The 26280-nt window shown below is 71.4% G+C and carries 22 protein-coding genes and 1 tRNA gene; 13 read left to right on the top strand and 10 right to left on the bottom strand.

The genetic code is table 11. The annotated features are described in order from the left end of the window. Nucleotides 1-93 precede the first annotated feature (93 nt). Nucleotides 94-1155, bottom strand: coding sequence for an ISL3 family transposase (locus CKO13_RS01040; RefSeq protein ID WP_200255975.1), 1062 nt, complete (start codon nt 1153-1155; stop codon nt 94-96). Nucleotides 1156-1563: 408 nt separating this feature from the next. Between CKO13_RS01040 and CKO13_RS01035 the strand changes: the two genes are divergently transcribed. Together CKO13_RS01035 and CKO13_RS01030 are read left to right on the top strand one after the other, a co-directional pair. After that, entirely contained in the window at nt 1564-2397 is an 834-nt protein-coding gene (locus tag CKO13_RS01035; RefSeq protein ID WP_200255973.1) for a sulfotransferase domain-containing protein, read from the top strand. 9 nt (nt 2398-2406) lie between these two features. Continuing rightward, a complete protein-coding gene (locus CKO13_RS01030; protein ID WP_338034550.1) occupies nt 2407-3516 on the top strand; it encodes a glycosyltransferase in 1110 nt (369 codons plus the stop codon). Here the strand turns inward: CKO13_RS01030 and CKO13_RS01025 are convergent. Beyond that, nucleotides 3513-4121, bottom strand: a complete 609-nt coding sequence (locus tag CKO13_RS01025) for a hypothetical protein (protein WP_200255971.1) — start codon at nt 4119-4121, stop codon at nt 3513-3515. The genes CKO13_RS01030 and CKO13_RS01025 overlap by 4 nt on opposite strands. Before the next feature lie 177 nt (nt 4122-4298). Here CKO13_RS01025 and msbA point away from each other — a divergent pair, with 177 nt between their 5' ends. Both msbA and CKO13_RS01015 read left to right on the top strand, forming a co-directional pair. After that, a complete protein-coding gene (gene msbA / locus CKO13_RS01020; protein ID WP_200255969.1) occupies nt 4299-6116 on the top strand; it encodes a lipid A export permease/ATP-binding protein MsbA in 1818 nt (605 codons plus the stop codon). Nucleotides 6117-6118: 2 nt separating this feature from the next. Further along, a complete protein-coding gene (locus CKO13_RS01015; RefSeq protein WP_200255968.1) occupies nt 6119-6988 on the top strand; it encodes a sulfotransferase family protein in 870 nt (289 codons plus the stop codon). On the opposite strand, the gene CKO13_RS01010 is transcribed toward CKO13_RS01015, so the two are convergent. Together CKO13_RS01010 and CKO13_RS01005 are read right to left on the bottom strand one after the other, a co-directional pair. Continuing rightward, complete coding sequence (locus CKO13_RS01010) at nt 6976-7977, bottom strand: hypothetical protein (RefSeq protein ID WP_200255967.1); 1002 nt, start codon at nt 7975-7977, stop codon at nt 6976-6978. The two genes, CKO13_RS01015 and CKO13_RS01010, sit on opposite strands and share 13 nt — an antisense overlap. Beyond that, nucleotides 7974-8654, bottom strand: coding sequence for a sulfotransferase family 2 domain-containing protein (locus CKO13_RS01005; RefSeq protein WP_200255964.1), 681 nt, complete (start codon nt 8652-8654; stop codon nt 7974-7976). The genes CKO13_RS01010 and CKO13_RS01005 overlap by 4 nt, the downstream gene beginning before the upstream one ends. A 105-nt stretch (nt 8655-8759) precedes the next feature. Between CKO13_RS01005 and glnE the strand changes: the two genes are divergently transcribed. The 8 genes from glnE (at nt 8760) to CKO13_RS00965 (ending at nt 18605) form a co-directional block, all read left to right on the top strand. After that, nucleotides 8760-11687: a bifunctional [glutamate--ammonia ligase]-adenylyl-L-tyrosine phosphorylase/[glutamate--ammonia-ligase] adenylyltransferase gene (gene glnE, locus CKO13_RS01000; protein WP_200255951.1), complete on the top strand. Its 2928-nt coding sequence runs from the start codon at nt 8760-8762 to the stop codon at nt 11685-11687. 246 nt (nt 11688-11933) lie between these two features. Then, the gene (locus CKO13_RS13050; protein WP_200255949.1) at nt 11934-12137 is read left to right on the top strand and encodes a transposase; all 204 of its coding nucleotides are present in this window, start codon (nt 11934-11936) and stop codon (nt 12135-12137) included. Nucleotides 12138-12207: 70 nt separating this feature from the next. Then, nucleotides 12208-13758: a zinc ribbon domain-containing protein gene (locus CKO13_RS00990; protein WP_200255947.1), complete on the top strand. Its 1551-nt coding sequence runs from the start codon at nt 12208-12210 to the stop codon at nt 13756-13758. Nucleotides 13759-13925: 167 nt separating this feature from the next. Then, nucleotides 13926-14138 carry a 30S ribosomal protein S21 gene (rpsU, locus tag CKO13_RS00985; RefSeq protein WP_200255945.1) on the top strand — a complete coding sequence of 71 codons (213 nt, stop codon included), beginning with the start codon at nt 13926-13928 and terminating at the stop codon, nt 14136-14138. 40 nt (nt 14139-14178) lie between these two features. Continuing rightward, on the top strand, nt 14179-14637 hold the full coding sequence (locus tag CKO13_RS00980; protein ID WP_200255943.1) for a GatB/YqeY domain-containing protein: 459 nt from the start codon (nt 14179-14181) through the stop codon (nt 14635-14637). 39 nt (nt 14638-14676) lie between these two features. Further along, nucleotides 14677-16533 (top strand): DNA primase, encoded by a 1857-nt coding sequence (gene dnaG / locus CKO13_RS00975; RefSeq protein WP_200255941.1) that lies wholly within the window; start codon nt 14677-14679, stop codon nt 16531-16533. A gap of 101 nt (nt 16534-16634) precedes the next feature. Further along, the gene (gene rpoD, locus CKO13_RS00970) at nt 16635-18455 is read left to right on the top strand and encodes an RNA polymerase sigma factor RpoD (protein ID WP_200255940.1); all 1821 of its coding nucleotides are present in this window, start codon (nt 16635-16637) and stop codon (nt 18453-18455) included. 74 nt (nt 18456-18529) lie between these two features. Then, a tRNA-Ile gene (locus tag CKO13_RS00965) sits at nt 18530-18605 on the top strand. Between the two features lie 108 nt (nt 18606-18713). On the opposite strand, the gene CKO13_RS00960 is transcribed toward CKO13_RS00965, so the two are convergent. Further along, complete coding sequence (locus CKO13_RS00960; protein WP_207132037.1) at nt 18714-19646, bottom strand: DUF1186 domain-containing protein; 933 nt, start codon at nt 19644-19646, stop codon at nt 18714-18716. 629 nt (nt 19647-20275) lie between these two features. Here CKO13_RS00960 and CKO13_RS00955 point away from each other — a divergent pair. Continuing rightward, nucleotides 20276-21247 (top strand): Rpn family recombination-promoting nuclease/putative transposase, encoded by a 972-nt coding sequence (locus CKO13_RS00955; protein WP_200255938.1) that lies wholly within the window; start codon nt 20276-20278, stop codon nt 21245-21247. A 98-nt stretch (nt 21248-21345) separates the two neighbouring features. Here the strand turns inward: CKO13_RS00955 and CKO13_RS00950 are convergent, their stop codons facing one another. The 5 genes from CKO13_RS00950 to CKO13_RS00930 all read right to left on the bottom strand — a co-directional run. Then, a complete protein-coding gene (locus tag CKO13_RS00950) occupies nt 21346-22500 on the bottom strand; it encodes an alpha-hydroxy-acid oxidizing protein (RefSeq protein ID WP_200255937.1) in 1155 nt (384 codons plus the stop codon). 209 nt (nt 22501-22709) lie between these two features. Beyond that, nucleotides 22710-23990 carry a hydroxylamine reductase gene (gene hcp, locus CKO13_RS00945; RefSeq protein WP_200255936.1) on the bottom strand — a complete coding sequence of 427 codons (1281 nt, stop codon included), beginning with the start codon at nt 23988-23990 and terminating at the stop codon, nt 22710-22712. A 118-nt stretch (nt 23991-24108) separates the two neighbouring features. Then, entirely contained in the window at nt 24109-24549 is a 441-nt protein-coding gene (locus CKO13_RS00940; protein WP_200255935.1) for an RrF2 family transcriptional regulator, read from the bottom strand. A gap of 18 nt (nt 24550-24567) precedes the next feature. Then, a complete protein-coding gene (locus CKO13_RS00935) occupies nt 24568-25107 on the bottom strand; it encodes a hypothetical protein (RefSeq protein ID WP_200255934.1) in 540 nt (179 codons plus the stop codon). A 15-nt stretch (nt 25108-25122) separates the two neighbouring features. Beyond that, a partial coding sequence (locus CKO13_RS00930) for a pentapeptide repeat-containing protein (RefSeq protein ID WP_200255931.1) occupies nt 25123-26280 on the bottom strand: 1158 nt, incomplete at its 5' end.

Raw genomic sequence — 26280 nt, 5'->3', positions numbered from 1 at the left:
CACCCTCGAAAACCTCAAAACGATCTTGAGGTATGAATAGTTCCCAATCAGATGGGCACCTTCCCGGATTGTGTGGGTAACTTAGCCATCAGGTCAGGCGGCCGCCGACTTACATGTTGTGCCGTAGGGTGACGCAGGCAGACGGGTGAACTTGCCGCCGATGAGATCGCACACGGTGATCAGGTTGCACGTGGTGCGAAAGCCTCGGGCGCGCGCCTTGGCCGCCTGGATCTGGGCGTTCTTGAGCCGCCAGGCGCGGGCGGTCTTCAGCCGCATCCGCGAGAGGTGATGGAGCTCGGTGAGCTGCTGGAGCGAGTGGCGCCAGGCGTCCTTGAGCCAGACCCAGCGGGTGCGCTTGAGCTCCGGCTCGGTGCGCACCTCGGTGCGGCGGACCTGGTCGACGGCGTTATTCGCCAGCTGGACGACATGGAAGGCATCGAAGGTGATCGCCGCCTGGGGCAAGTGCCGCTGCACGCCGGCGATGTACGCCTTGCTCATGTCGATGCACGCCGCCTCGACCGATGCCGGCTCGCCACCGTGCTCGCGCAGATCCTCGGCAGAGCGGCCCACCGTCGCCTGGTCCCGGCCCTCGCAGGCGAAGAGCAGTCGCCGCTCCTCGAGCTCCTGGAAGACCGTGATGTCGTTCTGCCCCCGGCGCGAGGCCGTCTCGTCGATGCCGACCGCACGGACGCCGCTGAAGTCCTCCTGGGCGCGGGCAGCCCCGACGTAGTGATCCAGGATGCGCCAGACCGGGTCGTCGCCGATGCCCAGATAGGCGGCGACCTGTCGGACCGGCATCTGCTGGCAGAGGGTGATGACCAGGGCCTCGAACAGCTCCGAGAACCCGCTCTCCGGGCGCGCCCAGGGCACCTCGACCTGCTTGGTCTTCCCGAACGCCTGGCAATGGACCCGCGGCACGGCGGCGTGGATGTAGGCCTGGTGCTCGAAGAAGTGCAGGTGCTGCCAGGTGCGCTCGCGGGTGTCATGGACCGGCTGCCCCTCGGCGCCGCAGGCCGGGCAGGCGAAGCGGCTGCTACTGGCGAAGGTGACATCAAAGTCGATGCGCTTGGCCTCGGCGTCGAAGCGGATGTCGCTGACTTCCCAGGGCGCGCTCAGCCCCAGTGCGGCGGTGAACAGGGCGTGCTCTTGAGCCATGGCATCTCCTCGCTTGGCAGGGGCGGCGAGGCACAACATATCGGGGCAGGCCATCGGCCTACTACCCCCGCGGTAACCGGCTGTTACCCACACAATCCGCGAAAGGCCACACGATATCGCCAGCATCGCACAGGCTCGACAGGGCGATCTCGATGCTGCTGCCGGCTGTCTTGCGAGTCTTGATGAAGATCAGGCGGTGCCTATGGCAGACGATCATAACGCCTCAGGCGAGGGAAGTATAAGCGCTCGGATTAGACCACATCCGGACCCTTAGCAGCGAGCCCTCCATCTGCAGGTGCCGCTGAACCTTCGCCCCACCGGCCTCGGTGTGATGGAATACTGTGGCTTCCAAACCCCAACAACGGCCCTCGGCTTATCGGCGACGCTCATCCCAGGAGCTCTACCCCTATGACTGCCATCACCCGCCGGCGTACCGCCGTAGGACGTGCCATCCAGACCGGCCGCCGCCAGTGGCGCAAGTGGCGGGCCGACGCGCACTTGATCTCCTATCCGAAGTGCGGCCGGACGTGGCTGGTGCTGCTCCTCGGCAAGGCGCTGGAAGGGCACTACGGCCACAGGCTCCGCAACCCCATGAAGCTGCGGCGATTTGCCAGGCCCTGGCGCTCCGTCCCCTACATCCTCCAGCACCACGACGGGGGGCCAGAGTTCTGCTGCCCGGAGGAGATCGACCCGGACAAGTCGAGCTACACCGGCCGCAAGGTCCTGTTCATGGTCCGTGACCCCCGGGACGTGCTGGTCTCCTCCTACTTCCAGAACACCCGGCGCAATGCGAACTTCTCCGGCTCCCTTGAGGAGTTCGTCCACCAGCGCCGAGGCGGTATCGAGACCATCGTCGCCTTCTACAACCTCTGGGCCGCCAACCGGGGCACCCCGGCCGATTTCCACCTGGTCACCTACGAGGACCTCCAGCAGGACACCGCCGGCGAGCTACGCCGCGCGCTGGCGTTCCTCGGCATCCCGGGGATAAGCGATGAGGCCATCCAGAGCGCCGTGGCGTTCTGCGACTTCAGCAACATGCGCCGGCTCGAGGCGCGCAACGCCTTCGGCACCAGCCGCCTCGCCGCCCGGGACGCCAGCGACCCGGAGACCTTCAAGACCCGCAAGGGGGAGGTCGGCGGCTACCGGGAGTACCTGCAGGGCGAGGACCTCGCCTACGTCGAGCGGGTGATCAACGAGCAGCTCGACCCCTTCTACCAGCGCTACCTCGGCTACAGCCAGTAGGGGCCCGGCGTGACCGAGGACGGCCGTATCGCCCTGCTCTTCGCCACCTCCGGGCACAGCGGCGTGGACCGGGTCGTCGCCAACCTGCTCCCCGAGCTCGCGCGCTCGGGCCAGGCCTTCGACCTCCTGCGCATCCGCGGCCACGGCCCCTACCTGGAGGCGCTCCCCGCCAACGTCCGCGACTGTCCCCTGCCGGCGGCCCACCGCAACACCGTCCTGCCGGGCCTGGTCCGCTACCTCCGCCGGGAGCGCCCGCAGGCGCTGCTCACGGCGAGCCACCGCCTCAACCGCGCGGCCCTCCAGGCCCGCTACCTCACCCGGCTGCCGAGCCGGGTGGTGATCCGCATGGGCATGACCCTGCGCGGCCAGGCCGAGGCCCTCGGCCCCCGGCGCGGCCGGCGGCTGCTGCGCGCCATGCGGCGCTGGTACCCCCGGGCAGAGGCGGTCGTCTGCCCCTCGCAGGGGCTCGGCGAGGAGCTCCGTGAGCTGGCCGGCGTCCCGGCCGAGCGGCTCCACGTCATCCCCAACCCCATCGTCACGGCGCGGCTGGAGCGCCTGGCGGCCGAGCCCGTCGACGACGAGTGGCTCGGCGGCGAGGGGCCGCCGGTGGTCCTCGCCGCGGGCTCCCTGGAGCCGCGCAAGGATCTGGCGACCCTGCTGCGCGCCTTCGCGCACCTGCGCCAGCGCCGGCCGGCCCGGCTGATCATCCTCGGCGAGGGCGGCGAGCGCGGCGCCCTGGAGCGCCAGGCGGCGGCGCTCGGGATCGCGGCGGACGTCCGGCTCCCCGGCTTCGAGCCCAACCCCTACCGCTACATGGCGCGGGCCGACGCCTTCGCGCTGACCTCCTGGCGGGAGGGCTCGGGCGCCGTGCTGGTAGAGGCCCTCGCCTGCGGCACGCCGGCAGTGGCCACCGACTGCCCCGTAGGCCCCGGGGAGATCCTCCAGGACGGCGCCGTCGGCCCCCTGGCGCCGGTGGGAGACGACCGCGCCGTGGCCGAGGGCTTGGAGCGGGTGCTGGCCGACCCGCCGTCGGCGGCGACCTTGCGCGCCGCCGCCGAGCCCTTCCGGGCGGAGGCCTCGGCGGCGGCCTACCTCGCCGCCCTCGGCGTGGCCACCTAGGCAGCCGCCACGGGCCCCTCCAAAGAGCAGGCCGGCCCGAGCCGCTCCCCGATGCAGGCGCAGAGGCTCACGGGATCGAGACCGCTGCAGCCTCGCTGCCAATCCCGGTGGATGTAGCGAACCTCGGCGGTGACGCGATCAAGCCCCAGCAGCCGGGCCGCGGCGAAGCGGTGCTGGCCGCCGGGGGCCTTGAGCAGCGTGCCGTCCCGGGCGATGGCCACGCCGATCTCGTCCGGGGCTCGGCCCGGCCGGTAGCCCTCGGCGGCCATGCCCTGCACCAGGCCGGCGTAGCGCCGGACCAGCGCAGCCCCCTTGCGCCTTGCCTTCTCCCGAGCCGCGGCGAGGGAGAGCCCCCGCTCCCGGAAGTACGCCTCGAAGGCCACCACCCCCGCCTCCGGTTCGTAGCCGCAGGCGTCCAGGCGGTACATGAGGCGATAGACGGGGTGCGCCTCGACCGGCAGCGTCCGCCGGTCCCAGCGCCCTCGCCGGACCGGCCCCGGGAGGAGGGCACCGCCCAGGTTAAGGCGTAGCCGCTCACCGGGGGTGCGCACGAGGAGAGTCGCGCTGATCGCCGTAGGATCCAGGCTCAGGAGGAGACGTTCCATGGCTCCCTGTCCTTATAGACCGATTGGCCGGTAAGTATGACAAAGGGATGACAACCCCGCCACTCCGGCGTCGCAGGTGCCTGCCCCGAAGATTGTCTTACCGCCATCAGGCGCTTTGCCGTATCCTACGTGGGCACGCTTCCTTGAGCGCCCGCTGAGCAGGAGAGTAGAGGCCCCTTGAGCACAGCGACGGCTGCCAACCGCCTGGCGAACCGGCCCTCCTGGCCCACCTTCAAGCGGCTGTTCCGCGGCTACGTCCTGCCCCACTGGCGCATCGGCCTGGTGGCGATCGTGACGATGGTCCTCTACTCGGCCACCGAGACGGGGATCGTCGCCCTCATCCGCCCGCTCCTCGACGACGGCCTCGTCGAGCGCGACGCTGCCACGCTCCGGCTCTTCGCCGGGCTCCTGCTCGGGCTCCTCGTCCTCCAGGGGGTGGCCTTCTTCCTCTCGCAGTACCTGAGCTCGTGGATCAGCCTGCGGCTGGTCAAGCGGCTGCGGCTCGAGGCCCACGATCGGCTGCTCGCCATGCCGTACGCGGCCTTCGAGCAGCTCTCGACCGGGCAGCTCGTCTCGCGGCTGACCTACCAGGCCAACCAGACCGCCCAGGCTACCGGCAAGGTCATCGTGACCGTCTTCCGGGACGCGGTCACGGTCGTGCTCATCGCCGCCTACATGGTCTACCTCTCGCCCTGGCTCATCCTGATCATGGCCCTCGTGCTGCCGCTGGTCGGCGGCATTATCGCCTACATCAACAACCGCTTCCGGCGGCTGAGCCGGCGGATCCACCGCGCCGTGGGCGGTATCGGGGGGGTCGCCGAGGAGAGCGTCCACGGCCAGCAGGAGATCAAGCTCTTCGGCCAGGAGCAGCGGGAGCGCCGGCGATTCGAGCGGCTCAACGAGCAGAACCGGCGGCGCTTCATGCGCTTTCTCGCCACCCGCTACGCCAGCGTGCCGCTGATCCGGCTCGTGGTGGCCGCCGCCCTGGCCATCACCATGGCCCTGGCGACGATGGAGGCCGTCGTCGAGACCCTGACCGTCGGCACGGTCACCTCCTTCCTCGGCGCCATGCTGCTGCTGAACACCCCCCTGAAGCGCATCGCCAAGCTCAGCGCCCAGCTCCAGAAGGGGCTCACCGCCGCCGAGGGCCTCTTCGAGCTCGTCGACACCCCGCCGGAGCCGGATCACGGCCGCCGCGCCCTCGACCGGGCCGAGGGGCACATTGCGTACCGCGGGGTGCGCTTCTCCTACGACGGCCGCCGCGAGGTGCTGCGGGGGATCGACCTCGAGGCCGCCCCCGGCGAGACGGTGGCGCTCACCGGCCCCTCCGGGGGCGGGAAGAGCACCCTCATCCACCTGCTGATGCGCTTCTACGAGCCCACCGCCGGGGAGATCCGGCTCGACGGCGCCCCCCTGCCGGCGTACCGGCTCGAGGACCTGCGCCGCCAGATCGCCCCGATCACCCAGAACGACATCCTCTTCAGCGGCACGGTGGCCGAGAACATCGCCTACGGCGCCCAGGGGCCGGTCTCGGAGGCGGCCATCCGGCGGGCGGCGGAGATCGCCCACGCCCGCCCGTTCATCGAGGAGCTGCCCCAGGGCTTCGACACGCCGGTCGGCCAGCACGGCGCCCTGCTCTCCGGCGGGCAGCGCCAGCGCATCACCATCGCCCGGGCGGTGCTCAAGGATGCGCCGATCCTCCTGCTCGACGAGGCCACCTCGGCCCTCGACGCCGAGTCCGAGCGCGCCGTCCAGGCGGCCCTCGAGCGCCTGATGGCGGACCGCACGGCCTTCGTGATCGCCCACCGGCTCTCGACGGTGGAGCACGCCGACCGGATCCTCTTCATCGAGGATGGCCGGATCGTCGAGCAGGGCACGCACGCGGAGCTCCTCGCCCGGGACGGCCGCTACGCCCAGCTCTACCGCCTGCAGTTCCAGGCCTCGCCGGCGGCACCCCCCGCCAGCGAGGCCGCCCCGTCCAGCCTCGCCAGGTAGCCATGACCGCACGCCCGCCCATCCTGCTCATCGGCATGCACCGCTCCGGGACGAGCATGCTCACCCGCACGCTCGAGGCGCTCGGCCTCTACATCGGCCGCGGGACCACCCGCAACGCCGAGTGCCGGTTCACCAACGCCCTGAACTACTGGCTCTTCCGCCAGGCCAGCGCGACCTGGGAGCGGCCGGCGGGCATCGACGCCCTGCTCGCCGACGAGCAGACACGCCCCTGGGTCGAGGACTACCTGCGCGGGGTCACCGCGGGGCCGGCCGCGGCGCGCTACCTCGGCCTCCGGCGCTGGCGGCGCTACCGCTCCCTGCACCGCATCGGCGAGCCGTGGGGCTTCAAGGACCCGCGCACCACCTACACCCTGCCGGTGTGGCGGGCCCTCTTCCCGCAGGCGCGGGTGCTGCACATCACCCGCCACGGCGTCGACGTCGCCGAGAGCCTGCGCGCCCGGCGCAGCGAGGCGGTCTCCCGGGCCATCGCCCGCTACCGCGGCCGCCGCGCCCTCTATACTTTGAACCCCCTCGCCCCCAAGCGCAGCGGCTTCGGCCACGCCCCCTCGGTGGGCACCCTCGACGGCGGGCTGGCCCTGTGGTCCGCCTACACCCGCCGCGCCCGGGCGCACGCCGCCGAGCTCGGCGCCCAGGCCCTGGAGCTGCGCTACGAGGACCTCCTCGCCGAGCCCGTCGATCACCTCCGGCGGATCGTGGCGTTCTGCGGCATGGCGGTCGATGAGGCGCAGATCGAGGCGCAGGGGCGGCGCCTCGACGCCTCGCGGGCCTTCGCCTACCGCAACGACCCGGAGCTAACCGCCTTCGCCGAGGCCCACGCCGAGCCGCTGCGCGCCCTCGGCTACGCCCCCTGAGCCGAGGCGGGCTCCCCCTCGCCCACCCGCGCCAGCTGGCGGTGGGCGATGCGCTCGAGCTCGGCGTTCTCGGCGGCGTAGTGCGCCTCGATCTGCTCGCGCATGCCGTGGCGGGCGAGCAGGTCCCAGTCGTAGTAGAGCACGCGGTCGAAGGCGTGCTGGATCAGGGCGCGGCGCAGCCGGCGCAGCGGGGCGAGGGCGTCGTTGAGCCGCTGCGGGATGCGGCGGCCGCGGGCCGCGGCCGGGCCGGGCGGCGGGTAGCGGCGCAGCACCGTCGGGTGGAAGAGGTGGATCGCCAGGGCCGAGTAGCTGCGGTTGTGCCCGCGCCGGCGGGGCGGCTCGGGCAGCGCCCGCTGCCCGAGGGCGTGGGCGACGAGGGCCTTGACCGCCTCCGGCCGGGCGCGCAGGTCCTCCTGGCGCAGCAGGTAGACGGCCGCCTCGCCGAAGGCCTCGGCGTAGGCGCGGTAGATCGCCAGGAAGCGCAGGGTCAGCGCCTCGACGTTGCGCGCCCCGTAGACCTGCCGGGCCACCCGGGGGCGGAAGGCGCCGTCGTAGAAGTTGAGGAACACCTCGATAGGCACCGGCTTGCCCTTGGCCAGGTGCTGGCGGTAGGCCGACTGCAGCCAGTCCGCCTGCTTGCGGACGAAGAAGAGCACCCGCGCCTCGGGGAAGAGCTCGCGCATCAGCGCCAGGTTCTCGGCGTAGTCGCAGTGGCTGCTGTACATGTCCCCGGAGATGTGGGGCTCGGAGAGCACCAGCGTGCGCCCGTCGCCCGAGCCGCGCCACGCCGCCACCGCCTCCCGCAGCCGCGCCGCGCACGCGGCGTCGCCGGGGTGGCGCACCGCCTGGCGCAGCGCCGAGGCGAGCGGCTCCGGGTTGTAGCGGTAGCGCTCCGGGTCGAGCTGCGCGAAGACCTCGCGCTGGAGGAAGCGCGTGCCGGTCTTGTGCAGGCCGATGTGGAGCAGCACCGGCGGCCTCGATGGGCTCATGCGGCCTCCTCGCGGGCGCCGTCGAAGGTGTAGCCGAGCAGCTCGATGTCCCGCCGGTAGTGCTCGGCGACCTGCTCGATCAGCGGATCGGTGTAGTAGCGGCGGTAGTCGGTCCGGTCGGCGGCGCGCCGGCGGTGGGGGAGCGCCGGCTCGGGGATGCCGATGCGCCGGCAGATGGCCGAGAAGTCCGCCTGCAGGCGCTCGTAGCGGCCGATGTAGTCGACGATGACCTCGCCGTCGAGCCCCACGAGGTACTCGTGCTGGCGCTCGGCGGAGATATCGAGCATGTAGTCGTAGGGCCGCTCCGGGTCGAACTTCAGGCGCAGGAAGTCGGCGAAGGTGTCCACGCCCCGCAGCACCTCGGGCTTCTCGCGCCGGATGTGGTGCCAGGAGCTGACCTGCAGGTCCCAGGGGTTGCGCACCACGGTGAACTTGAACAGCCCCTGGAAGACCGGCGCCGGGAGCATCTCCTGGGCCGCCACCGCCTTGGCGTGCCGGGGGAAGCGCAGCCCCAGCTTGTGGCGCGGCCGGGTCAGCTGGTCGGCCTGGGCGGCCAGCCACAGCGGCAGGGTGTACCAGCCGCCCCAGCGGTAGCGGCGCAGGGCCGCGCGCACGCTCGTCCCGCCGGTCTTGGCGATGTGGACGAAGAGGAACTGGCGGCTATAGGAGATCAGCACGGCTGCGCCCCGACGAGCTCTGATACGATGAGGATCAGCTCCGCATTGCGGCGAGTATCCTACCACACCCGCTTGTTATACTGAGGGACTGCGCCGAGCTCGATCATGAATGACCTCCCCCCAGCGCTCGCCGAGCGCGCCGAGACCCACCTGCGCACCCTCCGGGCGGCGGAGGCCGTCCCCGACGAGGCGCGCGTCGCCGCGACCCTGCCCCGGGTCCTCGCCGCCAGCGACTTCGTCGCCTGCGCCGTCGGCGAGGGGGATCCGGGGCTGCTCCACGACCTGGCCCGCTCCGGGGACCTCTTCGCCCCCTACGGCGCCCAGGCCTACCGCGAGCGCCTGCAGCGCCGGCTCGCCGAGGCCGGCGACGAGGCGGGGCTGCGCGCCGCCCTGCGCCGCTTCCGCCGCCGCGAGGCGGTGCGCATCGCCTACCGTAGCCTCGCCGGCTGGGCGGCGCTCGAGGAGACCCTCGCCGAGACGAGCGACCTCGCCGAGGCGGCCATCGACGCCAGCCTCGAGTGGCTCTACGCCGCCCTGACCGCGCGCTGGGGCACGCCGCGCGACGAGGCCGGCGAGGCGCAGCGGCTGGTGGTCCTCGGCATGGGCAAGCTCGGCGGCCGGGAGCTGAACTTCTCGTCGGATATCGACCTCATCTTCGCCTTCCCCGAGCCCGGCGAGACCGACGCCGCCAAGCCGCGCAGCAACGACGAGTTCTTCCTCAAGCTCGGCCGGCAGCTGATCGGCGCCCTCAGCGAGACCACCCCCGAGGGCCAGGCCTACCGCGTCGACATGCGCCTGCGCCCCAACGGCGACGCCGGCCCCCTCGCCCTGCCCTTCGCCTCGGTGGAGACCTACTACGAGAGCCAGGGCCGGGAGTGGGAGCGCTACGCCCTGATCAAGGCGCGCTGCGTCGGCGGCGACTACGAGGCCGGCGCGGCGCTGCTCGAGCGCCTGCGCCCCTTCGTCTACCGGCGCTACCTCGACTACGGCACCCTCGAGCAGATCCGCGAGATGAAGGGCATGATCGCCCGCGAGGTCCAGCGCCGCGGCACGGCGCGCAACATCAAGACCGGCAGCGGCGGCATCCGCGAGGTGGAGTTCGTCGCCCAGGCCTTCCAGCTCATCCGCGGCGGCCGCGACCCGCAGCTGCGCTCCCGGCAGCTGCTCGGCACCCTCGACGCCCTCGAGGCGCAGCAGCTGCTCCCCGCCCACGCCGTCGCCGAGCTGCGCAGCGCCTACCGCTTCCTGCGGCGCACGGAGAACGCCGTGCAGATGCTCGCCGACGAGCAGAGCCACACCGTTCCCGAGGACCCCCACGCCCGGGCGCGCGTCGCCCTCGGCGCCGGCTACGCCGACGCCGAGGCCTTCGAGGGCGAGCTCGAGCGCACCCGCGAGCAGGTCCACAGCCAGTTCCAGCAGGTCTTCGCCGCCCCCCAGGCCGAGGCGGACGCCGGCGAGGGCAGCGACCTCCAGGCCCTGTGGTCCGCCGCCCCCGCCCCGGAGGAGGCCGTCCGGCTCCTCGAGGCCCAGGGCTTCGACGACGCCGAGGCCCTCGAGCGGCGGCTGCGCGGCCTGCGCGAGGGGGCCGTCGTCCGCTCGCTGTCGACCCGCGGGCACCAGCGCCTCGACCGGCTCATGCCCCTGCTCCTCGGCGCCTGCGCCCAGGCGCGGCGCCCGGCGCGGGCCCTGGAGCGCACCCTCGACCTCATCGAGAGTATCGCCCGGCGCACCGCCTACCTCGCCCTGCTCGTCGAGCACCCCATGGCCCTGTCGCAGCTCGTCCAGCTCTGCGACGGCTCGGCCTGGGTCGCCCGCTTCCTCGCCGCCCACCCCCTGCTGCTCGACGAGCTCCTCGACCCGCGCACCCTCTACGAGCCCCTCGGCCGCGAGGCCCTCGAGGCCGACCTCGACGCCCGCCTCGCCGCCCTCAGCGGCGACGACCTGGAGGCGCAGATGGAGGCGGTGCGCCAGTTCAAGCAGGCCAACCAGCTCAAGGTCGCCGCCGCCGACGTCTCCGGCGCCGCGCCGCTGATGGTGGTCAGCGACTACCTCACCCACATCGCCGAGGTGGCCCTCGAGCGCAGCGTCGCCCTCTGCCGCGACCACCTCGTGCGCCGCCACGGCCGCCCCCTGTGCCGCGACGACGGCGAGGCGCCCCGCGAGGCGGGCTTCGCCGTCGCCGGCTACGGCAAGCTCGGCGGCATCGAGCTCGGCTACAGCTCCGATCTCGACCTCGTCTTCCTCCACGACAGCCGCGGCGCCGAGCAGGAGACCGAGGGGCCACGCAGCGTCGACAACCAGGTCTTCTTCGCCCGGCTCGCCCAGCGCGTCGTCCACTTCCTCAACACCGTCACCCCCGGCGGGATCGTCTACGAGGTGGACACCCGCCTGCGCCCCTCGGGCAACGCCGGGCTGATGAGCACCACCGTGGACGCCTTCCGGCAGTACCAGCGCGAGCACGCCTGGACCTGGGAGCACCAGGCCCTCGTCCGGGCCCGCGCCGTGGCCGGCGACCCCGGCCCGCGCGAGGCCTTCGAGGGCGTCCGCGCCGAGGTCCTCGGCCAGCCCCGCGACACGGCGCAGCTGCGCGAGCAGATCCGCCACATGCGCGAGCGCCAGCGCGCCGAGAAGGCCAGCCGGGGCCACGAGCGCTTCGACCTCAAGAACGACCGGGGCGGGCTGACGGACATCGAGTTCATCGCCCAGTACGGCGTCCTCGCCTCGGCCCACGAGCACCCCGAGCTGCTACGCTACACCGATAATGTCCGCATCCTGCGCACCCTCGCCCAGGCGGGCTGGCTCGACGAGCGCGACGCCCACCGCCTCGCCAGCGCCTACCGCACCTACCGGCGCCGGCTCCACGAGCTCGCCCTCCAGGACGAGGAGCGGGTAGTCGGCGCCGAGGAGCTCGCCGACGAGCGCCGGGCGGTGACGGCGCTCTGGGAGCGGCTCATGGAGGGGGCAGGACACCGCGTAGACGTAGACATTGCCGCCCCGCGAGGGCCCGGCGGCTGGGGTGCCTGTGGGTCCTGAGGGGCGTCCTCTCGAGCGCGCCCTTGCGGGTCCCCTGCGCTTCTCGCCCGAGCGGGGCCGCGCGCTAAACTCGCTTCGCTCGGACAACGCGCGCTCGCCGAGCGGCTGGCGCCCCTCGCCCCGCACGCGGTTCTCTGGCGAGGCGTTTCGCGGTATTCTTTTGCGGAACTATTGTCTTCTGATGATGACGCTCTCTCTTGTGGGTATGGTGCATGATCCTTTGACCCTACAAGCTTCCTGGACCTGGTGCCGGATGAGGCGCATGCTGAGGCGTTGTTCCTGTCGGCGCGCTGGCCGGAGGGCCCGGTCTGTCGCTGGTGCGGCTCCGTTGGCAACGCACGCCGGCTGCCGGGACGCAAGATGCTGTTCCATGGCCGCGATTGCGGCCTGGCCACCTCGGCGCGCGCCAGGACGCCGATGGCGGCCTCTCATCTTCCAGTCCGGACCTAGCTCACCGCGATGCTTCTGATGGTATGCTTATCCCAGGGTATCTTGCCCCGTTAGCTCGGCCTCTGACCGCATGACAGCCACGGCCATCCACCGCACCGACCTGCTGCCCACGGCGATGAACGCCGGCAAGGCCGCCGCCGTGCGCGAGCTGCTGCGCGCCTGGCGCCGGGCGGCGCAGGCGGTCGCCGCGGACCAGTGGACGCGCTTCTTCCGCGACGGCGGCTTTCGCAAGAACCTTTCTGCCGCCCAAGAGGCCGCCGTGCCCGGCGTCGCCGCGGCCAAGGCGGAGGTCGGCGCCGCACGGTTGCAGATGGTGCGCTATCAGGTCGTCGGCACGCTGAGCTCGTTCCTCGCCAACCGCCAGAACGAGTTCGCCGAGCTCGTCACCCAGCACGAGGCGTTCGACGATCGCACCAGGCACATGCTGCACGTGGTCAACAAGGCCGAGGCCTGGTTCGATCTGCACCGGGACGTATTCATGCCGGACACCGGCGAGCCGGTCCCGGACGCGGTGCGCGACCTGGCGCGGCGGATCATGCGGCACGTGCTCGGCCGGCACCGGAGGCCGTCGTTCGCGCGTGTGAACATGGTCATCGACCGGCGCCAGGCCACGCTCGCCGAGGCGAGGTGCGCCTCGGCGTTCCCGCTCTGGCTGCGCCTGGGCACGCTCGAGCGCGGCCGGCGGATCGAGATCCCGCTGCGGACCCATCCGTACTTCGAGCGGCGGGCGGGCCAGCGCTGCCAAACGGTCCAGGTCAACGAGGACCGGGACGGACGGATCAGCGTGGGCGTCGTCACGGACGTCTCGGCGCCGTTCGCCGCGCAGCGGGCGGCCTACACCCCGCTGCGCGACGATCTCGCGATCGACTTCGGCCTGTCGACGCTGATCGCCACCGACGCCGGCGACCGGATGGGCCGGGGCGCGTTAGAGCATCTGGAGCGGCTCGACCGGCGCATCACGCGCATCGCCCGGCACCGGCAAAAGGCCGGGCTGAAGGTGCGCTCGAGGCGCTACGACCAGGCCGTGCAGCAGCTGCGCGGCTGGCTGCGCACGGAGATCAACCGCATCCTGAACCGCCTCGTGTACCTGCACCGGCCCGCCCACCTGACTGTGGAGCGGCTGGACTTCCGGATGCCGGGGCTGTCGAGGCGGATGAACCGGCTCCTCACCAACTGCGGGCGCGGCGTCCTCCGGGCCAAGCTCCAGGACCTGGAGGAGCGCTACGGCGTGACGCACACCGAGGTGAACGCCGCCTACAGCTCGCAGGCCTGCTCGCACTGCGGCTGGGTCGAGCGGGCCAACCGCCGCAGCCAGTCCGAGTTCCGGTGCCGCTGCTGCGGTCGCCGGATACACGCCGACGTGAATGCGGCCCGGAACCTCGGGGCGAGACGTTCTTGCCCCGTCATGGGGAACCCGCGCCGCCGCCGGCGTGCCGTCCTCGGCGAGGCGCTCCGGCGCTTCGCCGAGCGAAAGCCGTGCCACCCACCCGAGGCGGCGCGGCGATCCCCTGGGCGGGGCTCCAGGGGTGAACCGGGCGGTCCCGGATCGCGGGACGGCCCGGGGATCACGTTGCCGAGCGCGCACCCACAACATCTTGTGGCTAGAAGCGCAACGCAATAATGCCCAACGCGTCGCATCAGCCCGCGCCGAAATGCTCCTTGAAAGGCGCAGCGCTCAGCGCCTAAACTTATTGTTTGACTAGCGCTTGTACAGCCTGCATGAGCCCGCTCTCCTCTATAAGAGCCGACGGGACACACAGGACAGCCGAAACAGGAGTCGATACACGCATGCCGATTGTCAAGGTCCGCGAGAACGAGCCGTTCGAGGTAGCGCTGCGCCGCTTTAAGCGCTCCTGCGAGAAGGCCGGCGTACTGTCGGAGATCCGCCGGCGCGAGTACTACGAAAAGCCGACGCAGGTGCGCAAGCGCAAGCAGGCGGCAGCGATCAAGCGCCACATGAAGCGCCTCAATCGCGAGCAGCAGCGCCAGCAGCGGCGCTGACCCCCAGTCCAAGAGAGCGCGCTTGAGGGCGGCGGAGCACATGGCCAGCAGCACGAAGCAAACCCTCCTCGAGGCGGTCAAGGCGGCGATGCGCGCCGGCGACCGCGAGCGGCTGAACGTGCTGCGCTCGGCCACCGCCGCCGTCAAGCAGCGCGAGGTCGACGAGCGCCGCGACCTCGACGAGGACGACGGCGCCGTCGTCGAGGTCCTGTCCAAGGCGGTCAAGCAGCGCCACGAGTCGGCCAAGCAGTACCGCGACGCCGGCGAGCACGAGCGGGCTACCGCGGAGGAGCGCGAGGCCGAGGTCATCTCCGAGTTCCTGCCCAAGGCGGCCGGCGACGAGGAGATCGACGCCCTGGTCGAGGAGGCCGTGGCCGCCATCGGCGCCTCCTCGATCAAGGACATGGGGCAGGTGATGGGCTACCTGAAGCCGCGCCTCCAGGGCCGCGCCGACCTCGGCGCCGTCAGCGACCGCGTCAAGGCCCGCCTGCGCGGCTAAAAGCCCCCTCCCCAACCGGCCCGGGCCAGGAGGTGACGGATGGCCGGGCGGATCCCCCAGGAGTTCATCGACGAGCTGCTCCAGCGCACCGATATCGCCGCGCTCGTCGGCGAGCGCGTCCAGCTGCGCCGCTCCGGCGCCCACTACAAGGGGCTCTGCCCCTTCCACGACGAGCGCACGCCGTCGTTCACCGTCAGCCCCGAGCGCCAGACCTACCACTGCTTCGGCTGCGGCGCCCACGGCACGGCCGTCGGCTTCCTCATGGAGTACGACCGGCTGGGCTTCCGGGAGGCCGTCGCCGAGCTCGCCGAGCGCTGCGGGCTGCAGCTCCCCGAGACCGCCGCCGGGCAGCACAGCGGCGCCGATGAGCACGCCCCCCTCTACCGCGCCCTCGCCGCCGCCGACCGCCTCTACCGGGACGCCCTGCGCCGCCACCCCGCCCGCGGCGCGGCGGTCGAGTACCTGCGCCAGCGCGGGATCTCCGGCGAGGTGGCCGCCCGCTTCGGCATCGGCTTCGCCCCGCCGGGCTGGGACACCCTGCTCCGCCAGCTCGACGACGTGCGCGCCGGCGTGCGCGCCGGGCTGATCATCGAGCGCGACAGCAAGACCTACGACCGCTTCCGCGACCGGATCACCTTCCCCATCCACGACCGGCGCGGGCGGGTCGTCGCCTTCGGCGCCCGCGTCGTCAACGACGGCGAGCCCAAGTACCTCAACTCCCCGGAGACCCCCGTCTTCCAGAAGGGCCGCGAGGTCTACGGCCTCTACCACGCCCTCCAGGCGCAGCGCCGCCCGCAGCGGCTGATCCTCGTCGAGGGCTACATGGACGTGCTCGCCCTGACCCAGGCCGGGGTCGAGGGCGCCGTGGCGACCCTCGGGACGGCGACCACCCGCGAGCAGGCGAGCCTCCTGCTGCGCAGCGCCCCGGCGCTGGTGCTGTGCTTCGACGGCGATGAGGCCGGCCGGGAGGCCGCCTACCGGGCGGTGGAGAACCTCCTGCCGGTGCTCCAGGGCGACCGCGAGGTCCGGGTCCTGCTGCTGCCCGAGGGCGACGACCCCGACGAGCTGGTGCGCCGGGAGGGGCGGGCGGCCTTCGAGGCGCGCCTCGACGCCGCGGCCCCGGTGGCCGAGTTCTTCCTCAACCACTTGGCCGCCGACTGCGACCTGGCCACCGTCGACGGCCGGGCCCGGCTGCTCGAGCGCGCCGCCCCGCCCCTGCGCCGGGTCCCCGCCGGGCTGCTGCGCGAGACCCTGGTCAGCGGCCTCGCCGAGCGCAGCCACACCGACGCCGGGCGCATCGACCGGCTCCTGCAGGGCAGCGAGGCGCAGCCCCCGCAAAAGGCGGGGCAGGCCGAGCGCCGACGCCCGGCTCCCCGCTCCGGGGACGCCCCGCAGCAGGCGGCGACCCGGCGCACGCCCGTGCGCCACGCCGTCGCCCTGCTCCTGCAGCAGCCGGGCCTCGCGGCGCTCGCCGGCGAGCCGGACCGCTTCGCCGACCGCGAGCTCCCCGGCTGCGAGCTCCTCCAGCAGCTCCTTGAGATCGCCCGCGCGGAGCCCCATATCTCTACTGCACAGATCCTCGAGCGCTTCCGGGAGACCCGCTACGAGGCGCCGCTGAACCGGCTCGCCGCCTGGCAGCGCCCCGAGGGGAACGAGGCGGACCTCGAGCAGGTCTTCCGGGATGCGCTGATGCGGATCGAGGAGCAGATCGTGGCCACGGAGCAGGATCGGCTCATCCGCGCCCTCGACAGCGGCGAGGAGGCCGCTGCTGAGGTGCAGGAGCGCTTAAGGGCCGCTCAACGGCTACAATTTTTAATGGACCGTTTCAAGCGCCACGGACTCGGCGCCGAGGACGAGGGGGAGTTGCAGCAACTTCGCGCTCAATTCCGGCTCTAAATAGAGAGAGCGCCTTGCCGATGACGGGGACAATGGCTATATTGTACGGTTCGTCGGCACGAGCGCCTTCCTCGCAGCAACCACAGGCCTGATCAAAGCCTATGTCACAAGATCAGCAGTCCCAGATCAAGCAGCTCATCGCCAAGGGCAAGGAGCAGGGCTTTCTGACCTACGCGGAGGTCAACGATCACCTCCCGGACGATATCGTCGATCCCGATCAGATCGAGGATATCATCGGGATGATCAACGACATGGGGATCAACGTCCACGAGACGGCCCCCGACTCCGATGAGCTGCTCCTCGCCGAGACGACCGTTCCCACCGACGAGGACGAGGCCGAGGAGGCTGCCGCCGCCCTCGCCGCCGTCGACGCCGAGTTCGGCCGGACCACCGATCCGGTGCGCATGTACATGCGCGAGATGGGGACCGTCGAGCTGCTGACCCGCGAAGGGGAGATCCAACTCGCCAAGCGCATCGAGGACGGGCTCGATCGGGTCCTGATCGCGCTGTCGTCCTACCCCGAGGCGGCGCGGCAGCTGCTCATGCTCTACGACCGGGCGCAGCAGGGCGAGGCGCGCCTGACCGATATCGTCTCCGGCTTCCGCGACCGCGAGAGTGAGGAGGGCGAGGCGCCCCCGGCGCCGACGGCTGCGACGGAGGAGACCCCCGAGGAGGAGAAGGACGAGGACGACGAGGCGGCGCCGGAGTCCGGGCCCGACCCGGAGGCCGTCGCCGAGATCTTCGAGCGCCTGCGCGCCGCCTACAACGAGATGCAGCAGGTCCTCGCGGAGCAGGGCTCCGAGGCGCCGCGCATCGCCGAGCTGCGCGAGGAGCTCGAGGAGATCTTCCTCACGCTGAAGTTCACCCCCAAGGTGACCGACGCCATCGCCGACCGGCTGCGCAACACGGTGGAGACGATCCGCGCCCGCGAGCGCGAGATCATGAACCTGTGCACGCGCCAGGCCGGGATGCCGCGCAAGGAGTTCGTGCGCGGCTTCCAGGACCGCGAGGCCGACCCGCGCTGGCTCGACGAGCTGCTCGCCGAGGGCGGGGCCTACGCCGAGCGCCTCGAGCCCCACGCCGAGGCCATCCGCCGGGCGCAGCAGGAGCTCCGGGAGATCGCCGAGAAGAACGGCCTGTCGGTGGCGGAGATCAAGGAGATCAACCGCCGCATGTCCATCGGCGAGGCCAAGGCCCGCCGGGCCAAGAAGGAGATGGTCGAGGCCAACCTGCGCCTGGTGATCTCCATCGCCAAGAAGTACACCAACCGCGGGCTGCAGTTCCTGGACCTCATCCAGGAGGGCAACATCGGCCTGATGAAGGCGGTAGACAAGTTCGAGTACCGGCGCGGCTACAAGTTCTCCACCTACGCGACGTGGTGGATCCGCCAGGCGATCACCCGCTCCATCGCCGACCAGGCGCGGACCATCCGCATCCCGGTGCACATGATCGAGACGATCAACAAGCTCAACCGGGTCTCGCGGCAGATGCTCCAGGAGATGGGCCGGGAGGCCACGCCCGAGGAGCTCGCCGAGCGCATGGAGATGCCCGAGGACAAGGTGCGCAAGGTCCTCAAGATCGCCAAGGAGCCGATCTCCATGGAGACGCCCATCGGCGACGACGAGGACAGCCACCTCGGCGACTTCATCGAGGACACCAGCGTCACCTCGCCGGTGGACTCGGCGACGGTGGAGGGGCTGCGCGAGTCCGTCCGCGAGGTCCTCTCGGGGCTGACGCCGCGCGAGGCCAAGGTGCTGCGGATGCGCTTCGGCATCGACATGAACACCGACCACACCCTCGAGGAGGTCGGCAAGCAGTTCGACGTCACCCGCGAGCGCATCCGGCAGATCGAGGCCAAGGCCCTGCGCAAGCTCCGCCACCCCACCCGCTCCGAGGGGCTGCGCAGCTTCCTCGAGGAGTAGCGCCCGCTGGTGGGGACCCACGGGGGTGCCCCGCGGCGCCCCCGCCGCGGACCCCACCCCGCTGCACGCACGACGGGCCTGTAGCTCAGCGGTCAGAGCAGGGGACTCATAATCCCTTGGTCGGCGGTTCGAATCCGCCCGGGCCCACCATCCCCGCCGCGCCTAGCGGTAGCGCAGGTGCCCGCGCGTCAGCTGATCCAGGCGCGTGATGCCCATGAGCTTCATGTCGCGCACCACCTCGCTGTAGAGGTTGCTCCCCTATTTCCGTTTCTTGCGGTTGGCCTTGCGGTCCCTCTTCTGCTGTTTGCGTTTCTGCTTTTTCTTTTTGGGGTCTTTACTCGCGAGCTTGGGACTCAAGCGGCCAGCAGGCTCGACTCCACCGAACAGGGGCGGCAGATCCTGCGAGACGAACACACCGCCGCCCGACCCGTCGTCTCCTCCCGGCTCATCCCAGAAGCCTGGCTGGAAGCTAGCCCAACTCGCCAGGTGGCTGTGCACATCCTCGGGAAAGTGCCGCTTGGCCCACTTCCGGCCCTCGGCAAGAACGGCCTCACGATCACGGTTGAAGGTACTATCGATCTCGCTCTCCGGCACCAGCCAGGGGTCGATATACTCCTCGTGTATCCGGCGGCGCAGTAGATGGACGTACTCCGTGGCGTAAAGGGAGAGGAGATTCGTCAACAAGGACACCCATACAGGATCGCCCAGCTCCGCGAAGTCATCGTCCGCTAGCCACTCCCCCAAGGTCGCCTTGGTCGCCTCTACATCCAGTTCCCCTAGTAGGGCGGCCTCGGTCAAGGCCGCTACGGCAGCCCCCCTACCGTGGCCATAGGCGTTTCGATCCTTCGCCACCTCCTGGATGCTCGTGGTATCGCCTCCGCTGGTGCGCCACAGCGCCATGGGCAACAGCTCGGTGATAGCGTCGCCGAGGAGCGGCTCCGCCAACGCTTTCGGCAAGGTCGCCAAGGTAACCACATGGGGATGGGCCCGGGTCTCACGGAAATGCGGCAACAGAACCAAGGTATACAAAAGGGTGGGACCCTGATCCTCGAGGGCTAGCCATCTCTGGGGATCGCTCGCGATGGGTTCCAGATGCTGCAGCAACAGGGGGGTGATAGTCTCTTGTTGAGCGACTGCCGCCTCTACAGCCTCGCGCTGGTAGGGCGCATACGGCTCGTCGAGGGCAGTCATGATCTCTTGCGGAGTCATCATCTTGGCAACTTTCCGTTAACAGGTATTACGAGGGCCGTGGCGTCTTGATCAGCCACTACTCTAGCCCGCTTGACTGGGGCCCGTATCCGACACAGTCCCACCGACGAGCTCAACAGCGTAGGCTCAACCTTCAAGCGCAACACCCACACCCGGAGCGGGGTAGGATGTTGCGATGGATACCCGATACGAGTACCTCGGTGATCAGCCTGTTTTATTCACGAGAAGGCCGTGACAGCCACGATGCGGCCTTGTTGATGGCGGTGGCTGGGCAGTTCGTGGCCAGCAGTTGGGCCGCTCATGGCTGCAGAGGCGTTCTCCAGGCGCTCTCTCGGGCCGGTTCCCGTTCCCCGAAGGCTGCACGGCGACATGAGGCCATAACAGCCCACCGCCGGGCACGCCAGCGGCCTGACGCGGCTGGCTTGTACCTCGCGCCGCAAGCTATCCAGGGGCCGGGTAGACCCTGGGCAAGCGCCGGAGTAGGGCGCGCCATTGGAAGGGCGTCCTCGGCGGTAGCGGTGCGGCTCGAAACGGCGCTCGAGTACCGCCAACACCGCTCCGCGCAGATCAGCGTGTTACAGTCCCTCACAGACTGAGCACCGAGCCCGCCCATGGCTGAGCAGCAGCAGCACGACCCCGCCTACAAGCGGCTCTTCTCCCAGCCGGAGATGATCCGAGAGCTGCTCGTCGAGTACGTCCACGAGGACTGGGTCCGCGAGCTCGACTTCGCCACGCTGGAGAAGCAGAACGGCTCCTACGCCACCGAGGACTATCGCGGGCGCCACGACGACGTGATCTGGCGGGTGCGCTGGGGCGAGGACTGGCTCTACGTCTACCTGCTGCTCGAGTTCCAGAGCGGGATCGACCGCTTCATGGCGGTGCGCATGCTCACCTACGTCGGGCTGCTCTACCAGGACCTGATCGCGCAGGGCAAGCTCACCGCCGACGGCCTGCTGCCGCCGGTGCTGCCGATGGTCCTCTATAATGGCCAGGCGCGGTGGTCGGCGGCCACGGACATCGAGCCGCTCATCGAGCGCATCCCCGGCGGGCTCGAGCGCTATCGGCCGCAGATGCGCTACCTCCTCCTCGACGAGGGGGCGCTGCTCGCCGAGGAACGCTCGCCGGCGCTGCGCAGCCTGGTCCACGCGCTGTTCCGGCTCGAGTACAGCCGCAGCCCGCAGGAGATGCTCTCGATCCTCGGGACGCTCGGCGAGTGGCTGCACCAGCCGGAGCAGCGCCGGCTGCGCCGCGAGTTCGCGGTCTGGGTCCAGCGGGTGCTGCTGCGCCGCCGGCGGGCCAACGACGATGAGGCAGAGCCAGACGGTTCCGAGGTCCAGGACCTTGAGGAGGTACAGGAGATGTTGGCCGAGCGGATCAGCGAGTGGGAGAAAGAGTGGGAGCAGCGGGGGCGAAAGGAAGGGCGAGCCGCGATGCTCCTTCGCCAGATCGAGCGCAAGTTCGGCCCCCAGGCAAGGGCCGACCTGCAGGCGCGCGTCGAGCGCGCCACGGCCTCCGAGCTGGAGACCTGGGCTGATCGGATCCTGGAGGCTGAGCGGCCCGAGGAACTCTTCGACTCAGAATAGCGCGCCCCGCGGCTCCCAGCTCATCACCTTTGCCCCCACGCTCCGAGATGCGGCCGGTCAGATCATCGAGGGAATAGGGCCCACCATCCCCGCCGCGCCTACCGGTAGCGCAGGTGCCCGCGCGTCAGCTGATCCAGGCGCGTGATGCCCATGAGCTTCATGTCGCGCACCACCTCGCTGTAGAGGTTGTCCAGGGCCTTCTCCACTCCCGCCTGCCCGCCGGCCGCCAGGGCGTAGAGGTACATATGGCCCCCGGAGCAGGCCGTAGCGCCGGCGGCCAGGGCCTTGAGGATGTGCGTGCCGCGCCGGATCCCGCCGTCGCAGATGATGTCGATCTCGCCGCCGACGGCGTCGGCGATCTCCGAGATCTGGTCGAAGGGGGCGCGGGAGCCGTCGAGCTGCCGGCCGGCGTGGTTGGAGACCATGATCGCCGAGCAGCCGATATCCACCGCCCGGCGGGCGTCCTCGGGGCTCATGACGCCCTTGAGGCAGAAGGGCCCGCCCCACTGCGCCCGCAGCGCCTCGGCGTCCTTCCAGGTCATGCCCTGGTCGAGCATCTTCGAGAAGTAGTCGCCCACGGAGATGGCGACCTTGCTCCCCTCCTGCAGGTGGCCGCTGAGCTGCGGCAGGCTGAACGCCTCGCTGGTGTAGTAGTTGAACGCCCAGCGCGGGTGCCAGGCGAAGCTGGCCAGGCTGCGCAGGGTCAGCTTAGGCGGCGAGGTGAAGCCGGTGCGCAGGTCGCGCTCCCGGTTGCCGCCGGTGATGGTGTCCACCGTCAGCGTCAGCGCATCGAAGCCCGCCGCCTGGCAGCGCTCGATCATCGCCCGGTTCAGGCCGCGGTCCTTGTGGAAGTAGAACTGGAACATCTTCGGCGTCGCGATCTGCTCGCCGATCTCCTCGAGGCTGACCGTGGCCAGCGAGGAGATGCCGAAGAAGGTCCCGTACCGCTCGGCCGCGGCGCCGACGGCCCGCTCGCCGCGGTAGTGGAAGAGCCGCTGCAGGGCGGTGGGCGAGCAGAAGATGGGCATGGCCAGGCGCTGGCCCATCACCGTGACCGAGGGGTCCACCTCCGCCACGCCGCTCAGCACATTGGGGACCAGGTCGCACGCCTCGAAGGCCTGGGTATTGCGCGCGTAGGTCACCTCGTCCTCGGCGGCCCCGTCGATGTAGTGGAAGATCGGCCCCGGCAGCCGGCGCCGCGCCAGCTCGCGGAAATCGGCCACATTCCGGCAGTCCTCGATACCTTTGAGCACAGCTCCCCTCCCCTGGCGATCTGTCGGGCGTCTCGGTCGACTCTATCAGACCGCGCCGAGCCGCGAGGGCTCGGCGCGGGGGCTCGCCTACCGCAGATTAGTGGTCGCCGCGCAGGCGTGCCACGAGCCAGCCGTAGCCCTCCCGCTCCTGCCCGAGCCGGGCCCGTGGCGCGGCCCTGTCGGCAGCGCCACCGCCACCGGCACCGCTTCTAGGCCTCGGCGGGCCGCGGCTGCTCCCCGGCCAGGCGCAGGTCGTAGCGCTCCTGCAGGATCCGGAAGAGGTTGTCGCTGAGGAAGGCCGGCGGGTTGGGGCCCAGCGTGATCCCCCGCACGTCCAGGCTCAGCAGGGTGAGCAGCACCGCCACCGCCTTCTGCTCGAACCAGCTGATCACCAGGGTCAGCGGCAGCTCGTTGACGCTGCAGTCCAGGGCCTCGGCCAGGGCGGTGGCCACCTGGACGGCGCTGTAGGCGTCGTTGCACTGCCCCATGTCCAGCAGCCGCGGGAAGCCGAGGTGGGTGCCGAGCTCCTGGTCGCGGATGCGGAACTTCCCGCAGCCGAGGGTGAGCACGAAGCTGTCCGCCGGCGTGGCGGCGGCGTAGTCGCGGAAGTAGTCGCGGCTCTTGTGGGCGCCGTCGCAGCCGCCGATGAGGTAGAACTGGCTGATCTGCCCCTGCTGGTAGGCGTCGAGCAGGGTCTCGGCGTGCTGCAGGAGGACGCTGTGGTGGAAGCCCACCGTGGACTCGCCCTCGAGGGCCTGCTCGCACGGCGCGCAGCGGCGGGCCGTGTCGATGAGCTCGGCGAAGTCGCCGTCCTCCGGGATGCGCCGCGCCTCGCTCACCGCCGTCGCCCGGGTCGTGAACAGCCGCTCGGCGTAGCGGCTCGTCGGCGGCACCACGCAGTTGGTGGTGACCAGGATCGGCCCGGGGAAGTCCCGGAACTCCCGCTTCTGCTCGTGCCAGGCGCCGCCGTAGTGGCCCGCGAGGTTGGGGTGCTGGTGCAGGCGCGGGTACATGTGGGCGGGGAGCATCTCGCCGTGGGTGTAGACCCGGATGTCCGTCCCCTCGACCTGCCGGAGCAGCTGCCAGAGATCGAGCAGGTCGTGGCCGCTGACGAGGATGCCGGGGCCCGCCTCGGTGCCCTCGCGGACGGTAGCCGGCTCCGGGGCGCCGAAGGTCTCGACGTGGGCCCGGTCGAGCAGCCCCATGACCCGCAGGTTCATCCGCCCGCAGCGCAGGCACAGCTCGAGCAGCGTATCGAGGTCGAAGTTGACGTTGGTCATGGTGGCGAACAGGGCCTCCTCCATGAAGGCCGCCACCTCCGGGTCGTGGTAGCCGAGCCGCCGGGCGTGGTGGGCGTAGGCGGCCATGCCCTTGAGGCCGTAGAGCAGCAGCTGCTGCGCCGCGTGGACGTCCTCGTCCTTGCCGCAGGCCCCCGGTGACTGGTCGCAGGCCTGCTGGTGGCGGACTTGCTCGCACTGGTCGCAGTACATGGTCGAGACCTCCCTGGGCGTTTTTCGATGTATTTCTAGTACATCGAATGCTGCCTTCAGGGACCCTGGCGGGTCAATGCGCGATCCAGCGAGCCTCGGTAAGGGGGGCGGGCCGCCGCTAGCCCCCGCCCCGGGCGGCGAGGGTGCGGATCCGCTCGGCGGTGGCGGGTGACTCGAGCAGCTGCGCGAGGGTGACCTGGTCGAGGCGCTCGAGGAAGCGGTCGCGGGCGTCGTCGAGGGCGGCCTTGAGGGAGCAGGCCCCGCAGAGGGGGCACGGCCCGCGGCCGCAGTCGATCACCTCGAGCCCCTCCTCCATGAGCCTGACGATCTCGCCGACCCGGACGGCCTCCGGCGCCCTGGCCAGGCGCAGGCCGCCCGCCCGGCCCTGGGCGGTCTCGAGGTAGCCGTGCCGGGCGAGGCGGTGGACCACCTTGCGCAGGTGCTCCTGGGAGATCCCGTAGGCGGCGGCGATCTCCCGCAGGGTCACCCGCCGCTCGGCGTGGCCCGCGGCGTAGAGGAGCACCCGCAGGGCGAAGTCGGTGTAGTAGGTCAGCTCCATCCCGGCGGCCGCGGCAGGCTAGGGCCTCAAGGCGGGGCGGGCGTCGCCCTCGTCCCAGCCCAGGGTCACCAGCAGGCGGCGCTCGGCGTCGGTGGTGACGTCGACGACCCGGATGCGGCCGCGCAGGCCCTCGGGGATGAGCCGCGCCCACTCCTGCTGGCCGACCCAGCGGTCGATCCGGACCCGGGCGCGGTTGCCGCTCACCTCCATCTCCTGGAGCTTGCCCAGGGCCCGGAGGATGAAGGGGTGGGCGAGGAGCGGCTCGACCCGCTCGAGGTAGAGGTCCACGGCCTGCCCCACCTCGTGGGCCGGCGGCGGCACGGCGATGAAGGTCACGGCGAAGGGGATCCAGACCCCTTTGCGCTTCTCGCCCGCGACGCTCAGGCGCCCACCCTCCTCGAGCCGCAGGCGCATGCCGCGCAGGCTCGGGTCGTCGATGCCCTCGAGCGTCGCCGCCAGGGCGGCCTCGGAGATCGGGAAGCGGACCTGGCGCTTGCGCAGGCTCTCGGCGAGGCGCTGGCCCGCCTCCGTGAGCCCCTCGGGCAGGAGTTGGCGCATCGACCAGTCCATCATCTAATCCTGCCACTCCGGGCGCTGGAACGGGCCGGGGAGCACCGTGCGGTCGTCGATCAGCGCCGCGGCGAGCTGGTACGGCGCCAGGCTCGCATCGGTGAGGTCGGCGCCGCCGAGGTCGACCCCCTCGAGGTCGGCGCCGCGCAGGTGGGCGCGCTCCAGGCGGGCGCGGCGGAGCACGGCGCCGCTGAGCCGGGCGTCCTCGAGGTTCGCCCCCTCCAGGTTGGCGCTCCCGAGGTAGGCGTCCTCCAGGCTCGCCCCCTTGAGGTGGGCCCCCCAGAGGTCGAGGCCCTCGAGGTTCGCCTTCCACAGATCGGCCCCCTCGAGGGAGGCGCCGGCGAGCTCGGCCTCCTTGAGGTACGCCCGCCACAGCGAGGCGCCGGCGAGATCGGCACGCTGGATCCGCGCCCCCTTGAGGTAGGCCTCGTTGAGGTTGGCGCCCTGCAGGCAGGCCCCGGAGAGGTCGGCGGCCTCCAGGTGGGCGCCCTGCAGCTCGGCCCCCGTCAGGTCCGCCCCGCTGAGGTCGGCGCCGCGCAGGTGCGCCCCCTGCAGCCGGGCGCCCGCCAGGCGGGCGCCGTCGAGCTCGGCGCCGGTCAGCCGCGCCCCCCGCAGGTCCCCGCGCTCGAGCCGCGAGCCGGTCAGCCGCACCAGATCCAGCGAGGCCCCGGCCGCCTCGACCCCGCCGAGGTCGACGCCCTGGAGCTCGAGGCGGTACTCCGGCGGCTCGCGGAGGACATCGCGGCGGCCGAGGGCGGTGACGACGGCCTGCAGCGCCCCGGGCAGAGGGGCGGCGGGGGGCTGGGCCGCGCCCTCCTCGACGGCGAGCGCCGGGCGCTGCTCCCGCAGGTAGGCGCAGAGGGTCTCGACGATCGGCCGGTGCAGGCCCGGGGCCTCGCGGGCGAGCCGCTCGAGGTTGAGCACCGCGCCCAGCCGGAGGGCGGCGTCGCCCTGCCCGAGCTGGGCGAAGGCGTCGGAGAGGGTCTCGGTCTCCGCCCTCTGGCGCTCGACGTCGGCCCGGCGGGCATCGGTGCGCTGCCGCCAGGCCAGCAGCCCCACGGCGGCGAGCAGGGCCAGCGCGGCGAGGAGCCCGCCGAGGCCCCAGAGCAGGTCCCGGGCCCCCCGGATCCGCGCCGGCCCGTCGAGGGCCTCGAGATCGAC

Origin of the sequence: Halorhodospira neutriphila (assembly GCF_016584055.1) — a bacterium.
Classification (GTDB): domain Bacteria; phylum Pseudomonadota; class Gammaproteobacteria; order Nitrococcales; family Halorhodospiraceae; genus Halorhodospira; species Halorhodospira neutriphila.
Note: the sequence above shows the minus strand (reverse complement) of the source record. Positions and strands in the feature narration are given on the sequence as shown.